The following is a 17,434-nucleotide window of genomic DNA, read 5'->3' as shown; positions in this document are numbered from 1 at the left end:
TGGATATGAACATATTTTTGAACATTTAGTCAGCTACTCAGGTAATCAATTACATAAAGACTACATTAAGTGTAGTTCTTGCGGATTAGTTTTTTCCCATCCACTCACCGTCCCAGATTATACTGATAGTCACTCTAGTGATCTTGCTGGTTATTATGGCTATCAATCTTATGTAGATATCGGTGCGGGGATAGAATCCATGATTCGTCCTTTAATTGCATTACTTACTAATTCTATTCCTAACCTAGATAATTTTTTGGATGTGGGTTGTGGTTTTGGCTATTCTGTCAAATTTGCTAGTAGTTTAATGGGCGCAAATGCTATCGGCTACGAACCAGGGGAATACGGAAAAATCGGTTCAAAAGTGATGGATGTGAACATTATTAATGAATATTTCTCATCAAACTCATCCCCAGAAAAATATACTGTAATTTTTTCATCAGAAGTGATTGAGCATATTCCATATCCCTATGATTATCTTCAGACTTTATGTAATAATTTACAACCTGAAGGGATTGCTGTTTTAACTACACCTAATAATCAATATTTACATGAGTGTTTAGATAAAAAAGATAATTCAGATATCAAAGCTATGGCTTTACTAAATCCTGGACAGCATCTTTGTTTATTTAATCGAGAATCGATAATATTTTTATTAAAAAAATGTGGTATTTCTCAATATAAAATTTTTGAAGAAGATGCTAGTTTAATTATTTATTTTAGTCATCATAGAGATTTAAAAAACTTTAATTTTGTTACTAATGATGAAGCTAGAAGCTGTTATTTAAAATTTCTATTTCTTCTACTTAAAAATGATAAAAATCATACAAAAAACCAGCTAGTAACTATTATAAATAAAATTTTACCTGGTTTTATAAAAAATAATAATCACAATTATCGGGACAAACTTATCACTCGTTTTCAGTTAGGTACTGCTTATCGTTTGATGAGAGAACTAACTAATGATGGTGATTTTAAAAATGCTAAGGAAATTCAACAAAAGTATGAACTTCTTTATCAAGAATGTTTTGATATTACTGTTAATCAGGCTTTAGCTTCTATTGATCCTCATGATATCCTTGAATGTGCCAACCCACTATCTATTTTAGAACTGTTTACACAACGAAAAGTCAGTTTTAATCTTTACGCGTTTTTATTTTATAAGACTAATCTTACTCTCAATGATGGTAAAGAAGATCTACAGAGTAATCTTTTGTTATTGATAGACGCTGGAAAAAAAGCCACTGCCATTTTAGCATCTTTATTTGTCAGTTTAAAAGATAATCCCTTAGCTCTGACATGGTTTTGCGAGTATTTTCGATTATATCCGCGATTTTGCTTTGGATTAGCAATCTTACACATACACGCAAATAGAGGAGCAGAAGCTTTAGCTATCTTGGAACAATTATTAGTTATGATTGCTCAGGATTCTTTGGAGATTGATTCTAGACTGATACCCGATTGTCTTTTACAAAAGTCTGTGATCTTTCTACGCGATCGCGATCTAATCAATTTCTCTGCTTGTACTCAGGAGCTGACTACAAACTATCCTCAATTTTCTGCTTCTAGTGGATTACTAGCTGAACTTATTCAGAAAGCAGAAGAATTTTCTATTTAACTATCATATTAAAGCTATGCAATCAAAAGTAGCCGCTTATATAACTTGTTATCAAGATCAAGAATCCGCTAATAGGTGTATTCAAGCTATTGAAGCCCAATCAATTAAAGTTATAGCTATATATATAGTAGATAACTCTGAAAAACCATTACTACTTCATAGTAATAGGAATCTATTATTAATTCATCACTATCCCCAGAATATTGGAATTTCCGAAGGTTTAGTAAAAGCATTAGCATGGGCTATTGATCAAAAATATGATTTTCTATGGACATTTGATCAAGATAGTATTCCTACACCAAATTGCTTAGAGATTTTACTCAAAACCTATTATCAATTATTTCAAAAACATAATTACAAAATTGGTATTATCGCTCCTACTCCTTGTGACGCTAGATCCTGTAAAATTATAGAAGGTGCAATTTTTGATTATGATCATTTCATAGGAGTTAAACATGATAGTAATGTTGATTTTTATGAATGTGATTCACCAATAACTTCTGGATCTTTAATTTCTTTAGCGGCTGCTCAAACTATTTCTCCTCCTTGTGCTGACTTGTTTATTGATGGTGTTGATTTTGATTATGGTTTAAGACTTACAAAAAAAGGTTTTCATAATTTGATTGTCACTCAAGCAATTATGTACCATAATTTTGGCAATCCTGTAGAAGTAAAATTTTTTCATAAAAAACGTTATCTACAAAAATACTCAGCTTTACGCCATTATTATATATGTCGGAATCATACTTATTTAGAAACCAGATTTTCACAAGGTTATTATCGTTTGACTAGTTTCTTTAAAAGAATCAAATATATGAATTTTACTATTTTAAAAATAATGCTATATGATTCTGAAGATAAACAATTAAAAATATGGGCTTGTCTATTAGGAACTTATCATGGCTTCATAGGTAAACTTGGTAAGACTTGGTAATTAATATCCTCATTACACAACGTTTAAATATTTGTTCTAAAATAATTATTTTAAAAGAAACTTATTATGATATATTTTTTAACAGTTAACTATTACTCGACCAATCTAATAACTAAATTAATAGGTTCTCTGCCATCTTGTTCAGATAGTAACTATCAAGTTATTATCATTAATAATTCACCTGATGATAATTCAATTAATAAACTTAAAAATCAATCAACAATAATTATTGAAGCAGAAAAAAATCTTGGTTTTGCTAGTGCTTGTAATTTAGGTCTACAATGGATTTACAATCAAGATAAACAAGCAATTGTTTGGATAATTAATCCAGATGCTTATTTACCAGGAAATACTTTAGAACAAGCTCAATTATTTTTCGATTCACATCCAGAATTATCAATTTTAGGGACAATTATTTATACTCCTGAAAACAAAATATGGTTTGCTGGTGGTCAGTTTATTCCTGAAAATGGCGCGATTTTAGAAGTAGATTTATTAACTAATACAGATACAGATTATACTAATTGTGATTGGGTTTCAGGTTGTAGTTTAATAATTAATTTAAAGAATTTTTCTGAATGTCCTTTATTTGATTATGCTTATTTCCTATATTATGAGGATTTTGATTTTTGCAGACATTATGCTAATCAAGGACATTTAATAGGCATTACTAAAAAGTTTAGTGTCATACATCAACCATCATCAATCACTAATAGAAATATGTTTAATAAAATTAGGTATAGTACCTATAGTTATTTATTAACATTAGAAAAATATACTAATATACAAATTATAATATTAAGACTTAGCAGACTGATTCTTTTTGCTATTATCCTTTTTCCAACTCAGCCTAAAATAGCATTTGGCAAAATTTATGGTATATATGATTATGTTAGAAATAACCGAAAGAATAATAGTTGATATTATAAGAAAATGCAATTACTGATTAATCTTTCATTTTTACTGACCAAACCTACAGGTATTAGCACTTATGCGTTTAATCTTATACCTCATTTAACATCTCTCAATCCTACACTATTAACATCAGAAAAATACCCTAATTATAACTGCTATTCAGTCCCCAATAATCTTACCCCTGCTGATGGTACAAAAGGACATTTAAACCGCTTAATTTGGACACAATTCCAACTCCCAAAAATCTATCAAAAGCTGAAATCTCAACTTTTATTTTCCCCTATCCCCGAAGCACCTTTATACACTAACTGTCGTTTTATTGTCATGTCCCACGATATGATCCCATTACGCTTTCCGAAACGGTTTTCACCGCTGACACCATATCATCTTTACTATGTTCCCCAAGTTCTTAACCAAGCACAACACATTATTTGTAATTCCTACGCAACAGCTAAAGATTTAGTTGATTTTTTCCATATTCCTAGTAATAAAATCACACCAATTCCCCTAGCTTATGATTCCTCACATTTCCAATTTCTCAACCTCCCCACCCGCAATTACTTCCTATATATCGGTCGTCAAGATCCTTACAAAAACCTGCAAAGATTAATTACCGCTTTTTCTGCACTACCTAACAGAAATGACTATGAACTATGGTTAGCTGGTCCCTACGATAAACGTTATTCCCCATTGTTAGAAATCCAAACTCAAGAATTAGGCATAAATCATTTAGTAAAATTCCTTAACTATGTACCTTACGACGAATTACCAATAATAATTAATCAAGCAATTGCGCTAGTTTTCCCCACACTTTGGGAAGGTTTTGGTTTACCTGTTTTAGAAGCTATGGCTTGTGGTACTCCCGTTATTACTTCTAATATTTCCTCGCTTCCAGAAGTTGCGGGAGATGGGGCTATTTTAATTAATCCCTATCATATAGAAGAAATTACAGCAGCAATGAAAATGATCATTAATGATTCAGAAACTAGAAAACAACTTTCAGAACAAGGTTTAAAAAGAGTAAATCAATTTAGTTGGGAAAAAACGGGACTGGCCACAGTTGAGGTTTTGAAACAATATCTTTGAGGATATCTCACATTCAAATGATACAGCAAGTTTAACTTGAGTGAGGTACACTTTGTGCGGGCAAGATGCCCGCACTACAAGATTTTTATCATTAATATATGTACCTCATAACACCGGGAAGTGCTGTATCATAAAATTATGATAAACTAGGAGAAGAAAAAAAACTAAATCTTGAAATACAAATGATTTTTAACTCATATTCACACAAAAACAATGGCAAAAGATGTTTTTCACCAACAGGTAAAAAATGCTTTAATAAAAGAAGGATGGAATATTACCCATGACCCCTTGACGATTCGCATTAGTGAAGCAGTCAAACTCCAAATTGATTTAGCCGCAGAAACCACCATAGCCGCAGAAAGGGACTCAGAAAAAATTGCTGTAGAAATTAAAAGCTTTATTGGAGATTCAGATATCAGTAGTTTCCATACAGCATTAGGTCAATATCTTAACTATAGCCAAGCACTTGAAGAACAAGAACCAAACCGAATTGTTTACTTAGCCATTCCTTTTGAGACTTATTACGACTTTTTTCAACTTCCATTTATCCAACGAATGCTACAGCGATATCAAGTCAAGCTGATAATTTATGATCCCAAACAGGAGGAAGTTCGACAATGGATAAAATAGAAAAGTATAGACAATTTATCACACAAATTTTAACAGAACACGCCCAGATTTGTACCACCAATGATACAGTCAAAGCACAACTAATATTTGATAGTGAACATGACCATTACCAACTCAATTATATCGGATGGCAAGGGGATAAACGAGTGTTTGGACCAGTGATGCACTTTGACATTGAAGACGGCAAAATTTGGATTCAGTACAACGGAACTGAGGAATCTATAGCTGAAAGATTAGTGCAAATGGGTGTACCAAATTCAGATATTGTTCTTGGTTTTCATTCTGCTTTTAAACGGCAATTTACACCTTATGCAGTGCAGTAAGGGAAGGTTTGTAACATTCTACGCGCTAAAAATGAGAAATGCCATTACTCACTAATCTTTCATTCTGACTTTAACAGTCAAGATGTTACGGTTTTTTCTGGCAGAAATAGCAAAACATAATTATATTAATTACAGTTCTCTTATTTAATGGACTGATTATGACCACATTAGCAGCAGCAAATCCCTATTTACAAGGGAATTTTGCACCCATAAACACGGAAATTACCACTGATACCTTAGAAGTAATTGGAGAATTACCTCCAGAATTATCAGGGATGTTTGTCCGTAATGGTCCCAACCCCCAACGAAATCCCATTGGTCAATATCACTGGTTTGATGGTGATGGAATGTTGCATGGTGTACAGCTTCATCATGGTAAAGCTACTTACAAAAATCGTTATGTGAGAACGAAGGGATGGAATATTGAACATGAAGCGGGTAAGGCTATATGGACTGGAATGTTAGAACCACCACAATTAGACAACCCCCACGGTATTAGTAAAAATACTGCTAATACAGCCCTTGTATGGCATAATAAACAACTTTTAGCATTATGGGAAGGAGGTGCGCCCCATCATATTAGTATTCCTGATTTAGAGACTATTGGAGAATACACTTATAATGATAAACTAGTTTCTGCTTTTACTGCCCATCCCAAGGTAGATCCAGTGACAGGGGAAATGATGTTTTTTGGTTACGGTTTTAGACCGCCTTATCTACAATATGGCATAGTTTCTGCCCAAAGTGAGCTATTATCAACAGTACCAATAGAAATACCAATGGCTGTAATGATGCACGATTTCGCCATTACGGAAAATTATAGCATTTTCATGGATTTACCTCTCACATTTAGCGTGGAACGAATGCAGCGGGGAGAACCAATGTTAATGTTTGAAAAAGATCGTCCCAGTCGCTTTGGTATCATACCTCGTCATGGTGACAACAGCAATATTCGCTGGTTTGAATGTCCTTCTTGCTATGTCTTCCACACCCTCAACGCTTACGAAGCTGGAGACGAGGTGGTACTTATTGCTTGTCGCATGAATTCTACTAATGTCCTTATTTCTAATGATACATACAGTGATCCCCTAGAAGGTATCCCTTTTTTACACCGTTGGCGCTTTAACCTTTCCACGGGTAGAGTCACGGAAGAACAATTAGATGATGTACCTGGAGAATTTCCCCGTGTTAATGAAAACCTGTTAGGTAGAAAAAATCAGTATGGCTACGTGGGAAAAATAGTATATTCTCAAAATCCTTTATTTGAGGGTGTCATTAAATACGACTTTGAAAAGGGTACATCCCAAACCCATGAATTTGGTAAAAATCGTCATGGTGGAGAATCAGTATTTGTACCATCTCCTAATGCTACTGCTGAAGATGCAGGATGGTTGATGACATTTGTTTATGATGAAAATTCCCAAAGGTCGGAACTCTTAGTTATTAATGCTGAAGATATGACCAGCGAACCCATAGCGCGGGTAATTATTCCTCAGCGTGTACCCTATGGATTTCATGGTACCTGGATATCCTATTAGGAGGATAGCAACAGGAAGGTTTTTAACTTTTTAACTAATTACGAAATATTCACTAAGGTAAGGGTGAGGTTAAGTTAGTCTTACCTTTTTTTTTGAGATTGTAAAATTATCGGTTTGTGATCATTAGACGTATAACCAGGTAGAATTTCTACCCCAAGCTGAGTTAACCTCAATGTTAAAGAAAGCCGTAATTTACCGCTCTGATTACGGATAGAACGATGTATAAGGTTGTCGGTAAATAAGACAAATTCTCCAGGTTTTAGGACTACAGGAATAGCTTTTTTTTCAATTTCATGAGGGATATCAAAAAAGTGATTACCACTAAAAGGATCTGTCATTTTTATCTGACACTTTTGAGAATCATTATGAGGTATATATTCAAAACCATTATGTTCATTAACTTCTGTCAAAGCTATATAAGCATGAATAGTTTTACCATTTCCTTGGAGTAATTTGGGATAAGAATCTTGGTGCCACAAAGGAATTAATTGTTGGGAAGGATAATTTACCCACAATTCTGAGCGCCATAATACCAAATTTTCTCCTAAATATTCAGTCAGCTTTTCTAATAAGCTTTCATTGTGACATAATTGCATGATTATGGGTGAATCTAAATGTCTTTCCATGTAAAAAGATTTTTTAAAACCTTGAAGTATGATCAGCAAAAAAGATCCAAAATCAAATTTGATTAATGATAATAATAGTTGAGTAAATAATATTTTCTTTGGAAATCTGGGCAAGACTTTATTTAAAATATGTTTTGTAATTTCCTCTAGTTCGTTGTTATCTAAATTCAGGGAACTAGGTCCCCAAATACCATCATTTTCATGATAATTAATTGTTTGTAAATTCTGCTGTTGATTGCAACCAGTCCATAATAAACTACGTTGCCATAATTGCTGTAATATTGCTTGATTTCGCGCTATTTTGGGTAATGGAATTTCTTGGTTATGACGGTCTAAGAACTTTCCGGTAATATCTTGATAATCTGGAGAAGTAGTACAAATTAGGGTACTATATGCTCCAGCTGCTGGGGAAATGCCTAAACCTAAATATTTACTAAAATGATGCCAGATAGTAATATTTGATTGCACAAAACCTGGATGAATTGCGTTAACAGTAATTTGAGAATTATTTAATCGTTGAGAAAGTTCTTGGGTTAATAGCAATAAGCAGAGTTTAGAAATGGCATAGAGGTTGAGAAAATTTAATGGTGTTTTTTTAACTAATAAATCCCAGTTAATACTAGTTGGAGATAATGCTAAATCTGAGGATATCATAATAATGCGACCTGGTGCAGATTTTTGCATTTTTTCTAATAATAAATAAGTCAATAAGAAGTGACCTAAATAATTAGTTCCCCAAATAAGTTCAAAACCTTCTTTTGTTGTACCTCTGCGGTTAAATATGCCGGCATTATTGACCAATATATGCAGGGGTAAGTTTTTACTATTGAATATTGTAACACAGTTGCGAACTGAATCTAAGGAAGCTAGATCAAGGGGTAAAAATTCCACGTTTTGATTCCCTGTCGTTTGCTGAATGTATTCTATAGCTTTTGCTGCTTTAGTTGCTAAACGACAAGCAATAAATACATGATTACCTAATTTGGCTAAACCTACAGCCGTCATTAAACCTACACCAGAATTACCACCTGTAACTAGACAAACTTGCATTATTAAACCTCTTGTAAACCTTGATTTATTATCTACATTATATAACAAAAATTGAAATTTTTTCCAGTTTTCTCCAGTCTCTAATAGATAATCTGAAAAAGTTAAGCTATTAGCAAGGAACTAACTAAAGTTAAAGTTCCCTGCGATGATTATCTCACGGAAAATGCCTCGCTGAAACGTCGAGTGATAGGTTCAACAATGAAGGTCAAAACCGATTTTTTGCGAGTGACAATTTCGGCGTTAGCAACCATTCCGGGATTAAATTCTACTTCTTTTCCGCGCACATTTAAAGAATGTTTACTTAACTTAATTCTGGTGGGAAAAACCAAACCTAATTCTTTATCAATTGTCGCATTAGGACTAATTTGTAATACTTGACCTTCAACTACACCAAATTCTTGAAAGGGAAAAGTAGCGATTTTAACTTTCGCTTTCATTCCCTGATTAATAAAGCCAATATCACGGTTAAGAACTTTTACCTCTAGGAGCATTTCTTCCCCTTCTGGTAAAATTGATAATAGTTCTTCTCCAGATTGTACTGGACCTTTAGTAGCTTTAATTTTGTAAATTGTACCAGCAAATGGGGCTTTAATAGTTTCTCCGTCTTTTTGTTTTCTAGCTTGTTCTAATTGACCAGCAACAGTGGTTAATTCTTCTTTGCGTTTGTTGATTTGGGTGAGAATTTCACTTTGACGTTCTGAGGTTAAACGGATATTTTGATTACGTGCTGTTTGATAGGCTTGTTCTGCTTGATTAATTTCTTGAATTTGAGCAGCAATGTCTTTTTCTAAAGATGTAATTTTATCTTTGGCTTCTGTGAGATTATTTTGAGTTTTTGTGATTTCATCTGCACTTCTAATCATCTCTGTCTTGGCACGATTTAATCTTTCCTGAGCCTCTAGGTAATCAACTCTGGGTAAAGCGCCTGGTTGCATTAAAGTCCGCAGATTTTCTTCTCTTTGTTGGGCAATTTGTAAATTATTATCTAACATAGAGCGCAGGCTTTTTGTATTTTCTAAGTTTTTTTGAACATTGCTAAAAGTGATTTTAGCATTGGCCAAATTTTCCTGTAAACGACTTAATCTAACTTGGGCTTGATTCATAATTGATTGTTGTCGTTTGGCTTCGGCTGCTGCTGCTGCTTGCTTGGCTTTATAGTCTAATAAACGGGAGTTTAAAAGTTCATCTTGGATGATTGTTCCCGCAGTTTTTCCTCCAGAACGTTCGGCTTGTAATCGTTGTAAATCGTCTTCGATTAATTGACTAGATTTAGCTAAACGGTTAACATCTGTTTGTTGAAAATTGGGATCACGTTGAATTAAAATTTGATCTTTAGTAACGCGATCGCCTTCTTTGACTTTTACTGCTAAAATAGAACCATTGCCCAAAGCTGTCACTGGTCTAACTTGGGTAGAAGCAATTAATTCTCCTGTTGCTGTGGCTACTTCATCAATTTCTGAAAAATGCGCCCAGGAAATTGCGCCAAATATGACAACACTAATTGTTCCTGCTAACAATCTTGTGTAAAGTGGTGGTAATTCCTGTACAGCTTTACCCAATTCATAAGACAATTTTTCTTCTGGTTTAGCAAATCGCTCTTTTGTCTGACGCGCTTGTACAGCATTTGCAGCTAGGGAAAATTTCATATTCATAATTGCTGGGGTTTGTTAGTTGTTTTTTATTGAGTTATCCCAATTTTATCTAAGGCTTATAAAACTATAACGGTATGCACTTACATGAGAAAATCTTTTCCTCCGACGGGTTTTTATATCTGGAATTAACAAAAGAACCGCTATAAATTCTCAAGGAGAAAACGCCGAACCGAACTTAATAATTTGTATGACCAATAAACAAGGACTAAATGACTAAATAACTAAATATTTAATGGTAATCTATGGGAATATAAAATACTGTTATCTATGTCACCACTTTTAACATATCCAGATCCCCGACTTCTCAAATAAATCGGGGATTTTAAAAACATGAGAGTTTTGAGAAAAATTATCTGTATTTCTTTCTACAGTTAGAAGCAATTTTCTCTACAATGTATTTTAATCAGCTAGTAGCTTACTAGCCAAGGAAATAACCAATTAACTATATGATTTACCACAGCGACGCGATTGCATCTCGCCAAGAAGGCAAATTTTCAGGTGTGGGTGGGCTTGACTTATATTACCAAAGCTGGCATCCTGGGGGGGAAGTCAGGGGAATATTAGCCATTGTACATGGGTTGGGAGGACACAGCGGACTTTACAAAACCATAGTTGAGCATTTGTTACCCAGAGAATATGCGGTTTATGCCTTCGATTTACGTGGTCATGGACGTTCATCCGGTCAAAGAGGTTACATTAATACTTGGGCTGAATTTCGTGATGATTTACAAGCTTTTCTCAAGTTAATTCAACAGCAACAACCAGGATACCCGATTTTCCTGTTGGGACATAGCTTGGGGGGAGTAATTGCATTAGATTATACTCTCCATTATGTCAAAGATCAATCTACATTAGCGGGTGTGATTGGTTTTTCACCTAGTATTGGTCAAGTAGGAGTACCACTGAGTCGCGTAGTTTTAGGTAAGTTATTTTCCCGCGTCTGGCCGCGTTTTTCCTTGCATATTGGCTTAGATTTTAGCGCGGGTTCACGAAATCAGAAAATTTTAGATTCCTATACTCAAGATAAATTACGTCATACCCTCGCTACTGCTAGGTTATCTACAGAGTTTTTTGCTACAGTAGATTGGATTCACACTCACGCGGAAAAATGGCAAGTACCACTGTTAATTTTACATGGTGGTGCTGATAGAATCGCTTTACCAGCAGGAAGTAAAATCTTTTATGAAAAGGTGAATTATCCAGATAAGTTAAGAATTGAATACCCTGGTGGTTATCATAATTTACATGATGATATTAATTATCTTGAGGTAATCACTGATTTAGTGGATTGGATGAATAAACACTAAACTGTCACAAAACCTCAATAAATCTCCACAACAATATCCCGGAATTCTCTCACAAGTCCGGGGTTGTGAAATCTCGATTTTCAAACTAATCATGAATACGAAATAGATAAAAACCAGCAAGTACCAAAATAAAAATCATAGTTGCTGAGTAGACAATTACATCTTTCACCAGAAAGGAAATCCAATCTTTTCTCAATTCTTGTTTAAACTTGAGTTCTCGTAATTTCCGCTCCAGTTCTATATCTTCTTTCTCAGGTAATCTAATGTAAGGACTAATTTCTAAATCATCAATAATCTCTTCTGTTGGCTCTGGATTTTGCCAATTATCTAATGTAGAATTAGATCCAGTAACGATGATTGGCTGATGATCCTGATTTTGATTTTTTATCTCTTTTCTAATTACCTTTTTGACAATTTTTATAATTAGAGTTTCTAAGTTTTTATCCGCCATATTGAGTGAAATTCAATTTATTTATACCATTTCCTACTCCACCAAAGTACAGATTTATCTGCGGTGAACTTCCTCACCTCTCTCCTGGTCGGAGAAAGGCTGGTCAAACCGTTATTCCCTAGCAGAGAATGAGGTTTAAATTATAGTTCACCGATAATTTCCGGCTGATTTAATTCATCAGACATTTCAATAATTGCTCTCAATACGGGCTTCATTATTGAATCTTCGTTATTTTCAAAATCTTCATAACGTCGGCGTTTAGCACGGTTTGCAACTCGCACCGTAATGCGGTAGCGATTTGAGGCCGCACTAATTAGTTCTTCAGCACGGTGCATGATTTGAGACTGAGTTGCCTCGAATTTAGAACGCTTAAGCATAATTGACGACTCTGGAGATTCTATCCCAGTTTACTCGGATTTTTGAATTTAGGATGATTTTTATTTTTTAACCAATATCCTGCGGAAATTTGCCTAATGAGAATGATCAGGCTGATAATTTGCTGTATTTGTTGGATTTGCTGTTGAAGTATCTGATTTTTTAAGTTGAGGTTCTGAATATCTTCTTGAACTAGATAAATATTATCTACTGCTGTATGTAGCACTGCATAACTAGCGCGTTCATATTCATTAAATAAATCTGCTATCAGTGTTAGAGCATCCTTGGCTTGCCATAATTTTTGAGCTAGACAAAGAAGTAGGAGGGAAATAAGAATGTTAATCAGGACAACGAGAGTTACCATTTTTTATGTTGTTTGCCACTGATTTACCATATTATATAGTCGTAACACGCCCTAATCAAATTGGACTACTGTAAAATTTTGTAGATATTACTTTTGCTGTAACTGCCATGACCGTAAACACAAGAACTATCGTTATATTTGATATAGATGGCGTTATCCGTGATGTGAGTGGGTCCTATCGTCGAGCGCTATCAGATACGGTAGAATATTTTACCGGACAAGCCTATCGTCCCACAGCAATAGACATTGACCACCTCAAATCAGAGGGAATCTGGAATAATGATTGGGAAGCCTCCTGGGAGTTAATTTGCCGTCATTTTGTCAGTCAAGGACAGGAGCGGGAACAACTATCATTAGATTATAAAGAGATTGTTACTTATTTTCAAAGCCGTTATCGAGGTACAGATCCTGAAAATTGGAATGGTTATATTTGTCATGAGTCTTTATTAGTAGAGCCTAGTTATTTTCAAGAATTAACGCAAAGTGGTATTGCTTGGGGTTTTTTTAGTGGTGCGACTCGGTTGAGTGCTAAATATGTCTTAGAAAAACGGTTGGGTTTAAAAGCTCCTGTATTAATTGCAATGGAAGATGCACCCGGTAAACCAGATCCTACGGGGCTTTTTGCTAGTATTAACCTGTTAACAAATGGTAATGATCAAAAATCAACAGTTGTGTATGTGGGAGACACAGTAGCAGATATGTATACCGTGGCCAAAGCCAAAGCTATAGATAATTCACGGACTTGGTTGAGTGTGGGAGTGTTACCTCCTCACGTTCAGGAAACAGCAGCGGGACGTGAGCATTATGCAGAAATGCTGATGAAATCTGGGGCAAATATCGTATTTAATAATGTACAAGAACTAACAATTAAGACAATTTCCAAATTAGAATCATAATTTTACATCATGTCCCAAAATGCTGTAATCAATGTTGTGTGGAAACCTCAAATTCAGTAAAAACTTTGGCTTGTTCTAAAACCAGTTCCATTGCTAGAGCTTCCATATCAGGAGGATAGCGATATTTATGCAGTATAATACTTTGCTTCAGTTCTACTTGCGTCATCAGTCCACCTGAGTTTTCCGGTTCTTAATTTGGGAAATGTTCTTATTTTAATTTCAAAAATTTATCTAAGGCTAATACCATACTTGGCGGCCAACGGCGGATATTTGTCACCCAATTTATATCTTTATAACGAATATCTAATCCATAGGCTGCTACCCAATTACTTTCGGCTTCACCTCTATTTCCTGTCACCCAATAGGCTGCTGTTAACGCGGCTCGCATATCAGCAAACCGGGGATATTTACGGACTATATTTCGCATTTCCCGAATTGCTTTTTTTATTTGATTAGTTTCATATAAAGCTAGGGCGTAATTGGCTCTAGCAAAGGCAAAATTGGGGTTGATTTCTGTGGCTTTTTGGTAATCTAAAATGGCTGCTGGCCATTGTCCTAAACCTGCTTTAGCATTACCGCGATTATTATAGCCCATGGCATCTTGGGGATCTAATTCTAACACACGATTATAATCGGCGATCGCTTCTTCCCATCTCCCTAAACCTTCCAATGCTGTGCCGCGATTTAAATAAGGATCTGTCACATTGGGAGCAAGTTCTACGGCTTTATTATAATCAGCTAATGCTGCTGTTAATTTATTTTGACTAACACGAGAATTACCACGATTACTCCATGCTCCTGCATTGCTGGGAAATTTTTCAATGATTTGTGTCCAATAAGTTTCTGCTGTGACAAAATCACCTTTATTTGTGGCTATAAAGGCCTTAGTAGCTAATTCGTCTCCTATTTGTAACTCTTCTGCGGTTATAGTTTGAGTTTGTGCCATAACGGGTGTATTCCAACTAAAAACCATTAACAAACTCAGGAAAATGCTAATTAATTTAATCATCTAAGTAAGTGATATGCAACAATATTTATATTAATAATATAACAAAGAGTGGCAAATGGCGGTTTTTTTTTACAAACCACTCCAGATCGAGAGTACCCAGATGTAATTATAAACCAGATGTAATTATAAAAAAAATAAAAAAGGTGTTAATATCTCCTTTATAATTACTGAGAATTTACTCTAAAGGAAACAAAGCAATTGTTCTATCTTCACTCCCCGCAGCCAATACTTTACCATCTGGACTAAAAGCAATTGAGTTAATTACTGAATCATGGTACTTGATACTGGAAATTTCTTCTCCACTGTCTATTGTCCATATTTTCAGTGTTTTATCTTTACTCGCACTAGCCAATATTTGACCATTGGGACTAAAAGCTAGGGAAGAAATATGATCAGAATGTCCCGATAAGGTTCTTATTTCTTGACTAGTTTCTACATCCCAAAGTTTAATAGTTTTATCTTGACTACCGCTAATTAAAGTTTTCCCGTCTGGACTAAACGCAAGGGAAGTAATTCCTCCAAACCAATCAGAATGTCCTCTTAATGTTTTGACTTGATTTTCAGCTAATACTAAAATTTTGATGGTTTTATCATGACCACCCGCACCACTAGCTAATAGTTTACCGTCGGGACTGAAAGCTACACATAAAACTTCATCTGTATGACCTTGAAAAGAGTAAATTTCTTTTCTTGTTTCTAGTGACCACATTCTTACGGTTTTATCTTTACTACCACTAGCTATCAGTTTTCCTAAGGGACTAAATGCGACAGCATACACTTTCTCTTCATGTCCGATAAATGTGAAAATTGCTAGTCCTAGATTTATGTCCCATAATTTAATTGTTTTGTCATCACTTCCACTGATCAAAAACTGACTATCTGGACTAAAAGCTATTGAATTAATTCCCCTAGACCAACCATATTCTCCATCTCCATGTCCTTCTAAAATAGAATGTTTCTTGGTTGCTAAATCCCACAATATAATGATTTTATCATCACTTCCACTTGCTAAAAGTTTACCATTTGGACTAAAGGCTACGGAGAGAACTTTATTTTTATGTGTTTTGAGATTACTAAAAAATACTAATTTTCCAGTTTTCTCATCTATTAGAGATTTGGGAGGGGTTAGTTCTAGTGTTTCTGCTGTTTCTTGATCATTATCTTTTGGTTGTAAATTTGATTCATTTTCTATCTGTAACGGGTTGAACAAAGTATTTAATCCCCCTAATACATCCAATTTTTCCCAGGATTTGTTAAGAGAATTTTCAATGGAATCCAAGTTATTAATTTGGGAAATTTCCTCTATTTTTTGGCTTGTTTCTTCCATGATTGGCTTTGGTTGTAAATTTGATTTATTTTCTACCTGTAACGGTTGTACCAAAGCTGTAAATAAATTATCTAATTCTGTTAACGCATCTAATTTTGTTAATTGTTGGGTAATCACATCAAGGATGTGATGATTTTGGGAAGTTTCAATTTCTTGCTTTTGTTTAATTTCACTTATTTCTTGGTTGTTTTCTGAAATTGTTTGATGTAATTTCTCTGTTGAGTTGTCAATTTCTGTAAATCGGGAATCAATCACTGCAATTTGTTGATTAATCTGGGAAAGTTCCCTATTTTGATTTTGTTGATTATTATTTAATTCTGTTAATTGCTGTAAATTGTTTTGATGGTCACTTTCCATAAAGGTTTCAATTTCTGTAAATCGGGAATCAATCACTGCAATTTGTTGATTAATCTGGGAAAGTTCCCTATTTTGATTTTGTTGATTATTACTTAATTCTGTTAATTGCTGTAAATTGTTTTGATGGTCACTATGGAAAGTGTCCATAAAGGTTTCAATTTCTGTAAATCGGGAATTAATCACTGCAATTTGTTGATTAATCTGGGAAAGTTCCCTATTTTGATTTTGTTGATTATTATTTAATTCTGTTAATTGCTGTAAATTGTTTTGATGGTCACTATGGAAAGTGTCCATAAAGGTTTCAATTTCTGTAAATCGGGAATTAAAGACTTGTATCTGTTGATTAAGTGATGATAATTCAGTTTTCAATTCAGCAATATTGTTTAAATATTCATCTTTTTCAAGATGGGAACTCAAGTTTTCTAGGGAAGTATCTAATTGCTGTAAACGATTATTGACAATTTGAATTTCTTGATTAACTGCGTTAAATTCTGTACTCAATTTTTGGATTGGGATTTGAATTTTCTCGTCAATAATTTGACTAATTTCTTGTTTATAAGTCTCGATTTTACCCAAACTTTGATTAATTGCAATTTCAATCTTCTGGTCAATAATTTGACTTAATTGTTGTCTCCAAGTTTCGATTTGTTCTAGTCGTTGATTATATGTATTCATGGTTTTATTTAGTTGATCAAATTCTTCATCTGTATTTTGCAAATTTGTCTGTAATTGCTCAAGTGATTGTAATTGGGAATAATGAAACTGAGGACGATTAACTAAATTTAAAGTCACACTTAAACACAAGGGAATAAACCCATAAGCTACTTGTTGCGTCACTGTAGCTACTATTATTCCTAATATTGACAACCCTAAGCATACATACTCGCTAACTTTTAGCCACTGGTGATTATTCATCTTTGCTGGTGTTACTTGTCAAGTAGTGATTATAGCATATACCCGAATTATTTAAGAAGTG

The 17,434-nt window shown here is 34.2% G+C and carries 17 protein-coding genes; 9 read left to right on the top strand and 8 right to left on the bottom strand.

Annotated elements, in window-relative coordinates; genetic code table 11:
* Positions 1 to 199 precede the first annotated feature (199 nt).
* From H6F39_RS06555 to H6F39_RS06525, 7 genes are all read left to right on the top strand, one after another.
* Positions 200 to 1,618 carry a bifunctional 2-polyprenyl-6-hydroxyphenol methylase/3-demethylubiquinol 3-O-methyltransferase UbiG gene (locus tag H6F39_RS06555; protein WP_190371256.1) on the top strand — a complete coding sequence of 473 codons (1,419 nt, stop codon included), beginning with the start codon at positions 200 to 202 and terminating at the stop codon, positions 1,616 to 1,618.
* A 16-nt stretch (positions 1,619 to 1,634) separates the two neighbouring features.
* Complete coding sequence (locus tag H6F39_RS06550) at positions 1,635 to 2,552, top strand: glycosyltransferase family 2 protein (RefSeq protein WP_190371257.1); 918 nt, start codon at positions 1,635 to 1,637, stop codon at positions 2,550 to 2,552.
* 66 nt (positions 2,553 to 2,618) lie between these two features.
* Positions 2,619 to 3,473: a glycosyltransferase gene (locus H6F39_RS06545; RefSeq protein ID WP_190371258.1), complete on the top strand. Its 855-nt coding sequence runs from the start codon at positions 2,619 to 2,621 to the stop codon at positions 3,471 to 3,473.
* 12 nt (positions 3,474 to 3,485) lie between these two features.
* Complete coding sequence (locus H6F39_RS06540; RefSeq protein WP_190396417.1) at positions 3,486 to 4,553, top strand: glycosyltransferase family 1 protein; 1,068 nt, start codon at positions 3,486 to 3,488, stop codon at positions 4,551 to 4,553.
* Between the two features lie 213 nt (positions 4,554 to 4,766).
* Positions 4,767 to 5,183 carry a XisH family protein gene (locus H6F39_RS06535; protein WP_190371260.1) on the top strand — a complete coding sequence of 139 codons (417 nt, stop codon included), beginning with the start codon at positions 4,767 to 4,769 and terminating at the stop codon, positions 5,181 to 5,183.
* Entirely contained in the window at positions 5,171 to 5,506 is a 336-nt protein-coding gene (locus H6F39_RS06530; protein ID WP_137909152.1) for a XisI protein, read from the top strand. Before H6F39_RS06535 ends, H6F39_RS06530 begins: the two co-directional genes overlap by 13 nt.
* 158 nt (positions 5,507 to 5,664) lie before the next feature.
* A complete protein-coding gene (locus tag H6F39_RS06525; protein WP_190396416.1) occupies positions 5,665 to 7,044 on the top strand; it encodes a carotenoid oxygenase family protein in 1,380 nt (459 codons plus the stop codon).
* A gap of 80 nt (positions 7,045 to 7,124) precedes the next feature.
* On the opposite strand, the gene H6F39_RS06520 is transcribed toward H6F39_RS06525, so the two are convergent.
* Positions 7,125 to 8,720 (bottom strand): SDR family NAD(P)-dependent oxidoreductase, encoded by a 1,596-nt coding sequence (locus H6F39_RS06520; protein WP_190396415.1) that lies wholly within the window; start codon positions 8,718 to 8,720, stop codon positions 7,125 to 7,127.
* Between the two features lie 149 nt (positions 8,721 to 8,869).
* Entirely contained in the window at positions 8,870 to 10,366 is a 1,497-nt protein-coding gene (locus tag H6F39_RS06515) for an HlyD family efflux transporter periplasmic adaptor subunit (RefSeq protein WP_190396414.1), read from the bottom strand.
* A 452-nt stretch (positions 10,367 to 10,818) separates the two neighbouring features.
* Between H6F39_RS06515 and H6F39_RS06510 the strand changes: the two genes are divergently transcribed.
* Positions 10,819 to 11,679 (top strand): alpha/beta hydrolase, encoded by an 861-nt coding sequence (locus tag H6F39_RS06510; protein ID WP_190396413.1) that lies wholly within the window; start codon positions 10,819 to 10,821, stop codon positions 11,677 to 11,679.
* Positions 11,680 to 11,764: 85 nt separating this feature from the next.
* Here H6F39_RS06510 and H6F39_RS06505 read toward each other — a convergent pair whose 3' ends face one another.
* From H6F39_RS06505 to H6F39_RS06495, 3 genes are all read right to left on the bottom strand, one after another.
* Positions 11,765 to 12,130: a hypothetical protein gene (locus H6F39_RS06505; RefSeq protein WP_137909148.1), complete on the bottom strand. Its 366-nt coding sequence runs from the start codon at positions 12,128 to 12,130 to the stop codon at positions 11,765 to 11,767.
* Between the two features lie 140 nt (positions 12,131 to 12,270).
* Entirely contained in the window at positions 12,271 to 12,507 is a 237-nt protein-coding gene (locus tag H6F39_RS06500; RefSeq protein WP_137909147.1) for a DNA-directed RNA polymerase subunit omega, read from the bottom strand.
* 20 nt (positions 12,508 to 12,527) lie between these two features.
* A complete protein-coding gene (locus tag H6F39_RS06495) occupies positions 12,528 to 12,869 on the bottom strand; it encodes a hypothetical protein (RefSeq protein ID WP_190371264.1) in 342 nt (113 codons plus the stop codon).
* 107 nt (positions 12,870 to 12,976) lie between these two features.
* Here H6F39_RS06495 and H6F39_RS06490 point away from each other — a divergent pair, with 107 nt between their 5' ends.
* Positions 12,977 to 13,765 (top strand): TIGR01548 family HAD-type hydrolase, encoded by a 789-nt coding sequence (locus tag H6F39_RS06490; RefSeq protein ID WP_190396412.1) that lies wholly within the window; start codon positions 12,977 to 12,979, stop codon positions 13,763 to 13,765.
* 28 nt (positions 13,766 to 13,793) lie between these two features.
* On the opposite strand, the gene H6F39_RS06485 is transcribed toward H6F39_RS06490, so the two are convergent.
* From H6F39_RS06485 to H6F39_RS06475, 3 genes are all read right to left on the bottom strand, one after another.
* Positions 13,794 to 13,931 (bottom strand): type I restriction enzyme endonuclease domain-containing protein, encoded by a 138-nt coding sequence (locus tag H6F39_RS06485; protein ID WP_190396411.1) that lies wholly within the window; start codon positions 13,929 to 13,931, stop codon positions 13,794 to 13,796.
* Positions 13,932 to 13,973: 42 nt separating this feature from the next.
* Positions 13,974 to 14,774: a tetratricopeptide repeat protein gene (locus H6F39_RS06480; protein ID WP_137909144.1), complete on the bottom strand. Its 801-nt coding sequence runs from the start codon at positions 14,772 to 14,774 to the stop codon at positions 13,974 to 13,976.
* Between the two features lie 175 nt (positions 14,775 to 14,949).
* Complete coding sequence (locus H6F39_RS06475) at positions 14,950 to 17,373, bottom strand: hypothetical protein (RefSeq protein ID WP_190396410.1); 2,424 nt, start codon at positions 17,371 to 17,373, stop codon at positions 14,950 to 14,952.
* Positions 17,374 to 17,434: the final 61 nt, after the last annotated feature.

Origin of the sequence: Dolichospermum sp. FACHB-1250, assembly GCF_014696335.1 — a bacterium.
Taxonomy (GTDB): domain Bacteria; phylum Cyanobacteriota; class Cyanobacteriia; order Cyanobacteriales; family Nostocaceae; genus Dolichospermum; species Dolichospermum planctonicum.
Note: the sequence above shows the minus strand (reverse complement) of the source record. Positions and strands in the feature narration are given on the sequence as shown.

Excerpts from the sequence above, each read along its gene's own strand:
- H6F39_RS06495 (WP_190371264.1), bottom strand. The coding sequence starts at position 12,869 with ATGGTAACTCTCGTTGTCCTGATTAACATTCTTATTTCCCTCCTACTT.
- H6F39_RS06480 (WP_137909144.1), bottom strand. The coding sequence starts at position 14,774 with ATGATTAAATTAATTAGCATTTTCCTGAGTTTGTTAATGGTTTTTAGT.
- H6F39_RS06490 (WP_190396412.1), top strand. The coding sequence starts at position 12,977 with ATGACCGTAAACACAAGAACTATCGTTATATTTGATATAGATGGCGTT.
- H6F39_RS06485 (WP_190396411.1), bottom strand. The coding sequence starts at position 13,931 with ATGACGCAAGTAGAACTGAAGCAAAGTATTATACTGCATAAATATCGC.
- H6F39_RS06505 (WP_137909148.1), bottom strand. The coding sequence starts at position 12,130 with ATGGCGGATAAAAACTTAGAAACTCTAATTATAAAAATTGTCAAAAAG.
- H6F39_RS06550 (WP_190371257.1), top strand. The coding sequence starts at position 1,635 with ATGCAATCAAAAGTAGCCGCTTATATAACTTGTTATCAAGATCAAGAA.
- H6F39_RS06515 (WP_190396414.1), bottom strand. The coding sequence starts at position 10,366 with ATGAAATTTTCCCTAGCTGCAAATGCTGTACAAGCGCGTCAGACAAAA.
- H6F39_RS06535 (WP_190371260.1), top strand. The coding sequence starts at position 4,767 with ATGGCAAAAGATGTTTTTCACCAACAGGTAAAAAATGCTTTAATAAAA.
- H6F39_RS06530 (WP_137909152.1), top strand. The coding sequence starts at position 5,171 with ATGGATAAAATAGAAAAGTATAGACAATTTATCACACAAATTTTAACA.
- H6F39_RS06475 (WP_190396410.1), bottom strand. The coding sequence starts at position 17,373 with ATGAATAATCACCAGTGGCTAAAAGTTAGCGAGTATGTATGCTTAGGG.
- H6F39_RS06545 (WP_190371258.1), top strand. The coding sequence starts at position 2,619 with ATGATATATTTTTTAACAGTTAACTATTACTCGACCAATCTAATAACT.
- H6F39_RS06500 (WP_137909147.1), bottom strand. The coding sequence starts at position 12,507 with ATGCTTAAGCGTTCTAAATTCGAGGCAACTCAGTCTCAAATCATGCAC.
- H6F39_RS06555 (WP_190371256.1), top strand. The coding sequence starts at position 200 with ATGATTCGTCCTTTAATTGCATTACTTACTAATTCTATTCCTAACCTA.
- H6F39_RS06520 (WP_190396415.1), bottom strand. The coding sequence starts at position 8,720 with ATGCAAGTTTGTCTAGTTACAGGTGGTAATTCTGGTGTAGGTTTAATG.
- H6F39_RS06510 (WP_190396413.1), top strand. The coding sequence starts at position 10,819 with ATGATTTACCACAGCGACGCGATTGCATCTCGCCAAGAAGGCAAATTT.
- H6F39_RS06525 (WP_190396416.1), top strand. The coding sequence starts at position 5,665 with ATGACCACATTAGCAGCAGCAAATCCCTATTTACAAGGGAATTTTGCA.
- H6F39_RS06540 (WP_190396417.1), top strand. The coding sequence starts at position 3,486 with ATGCAATTACTGATTAATCTTTCATTTTTACTGACCAAACCTACAGGT.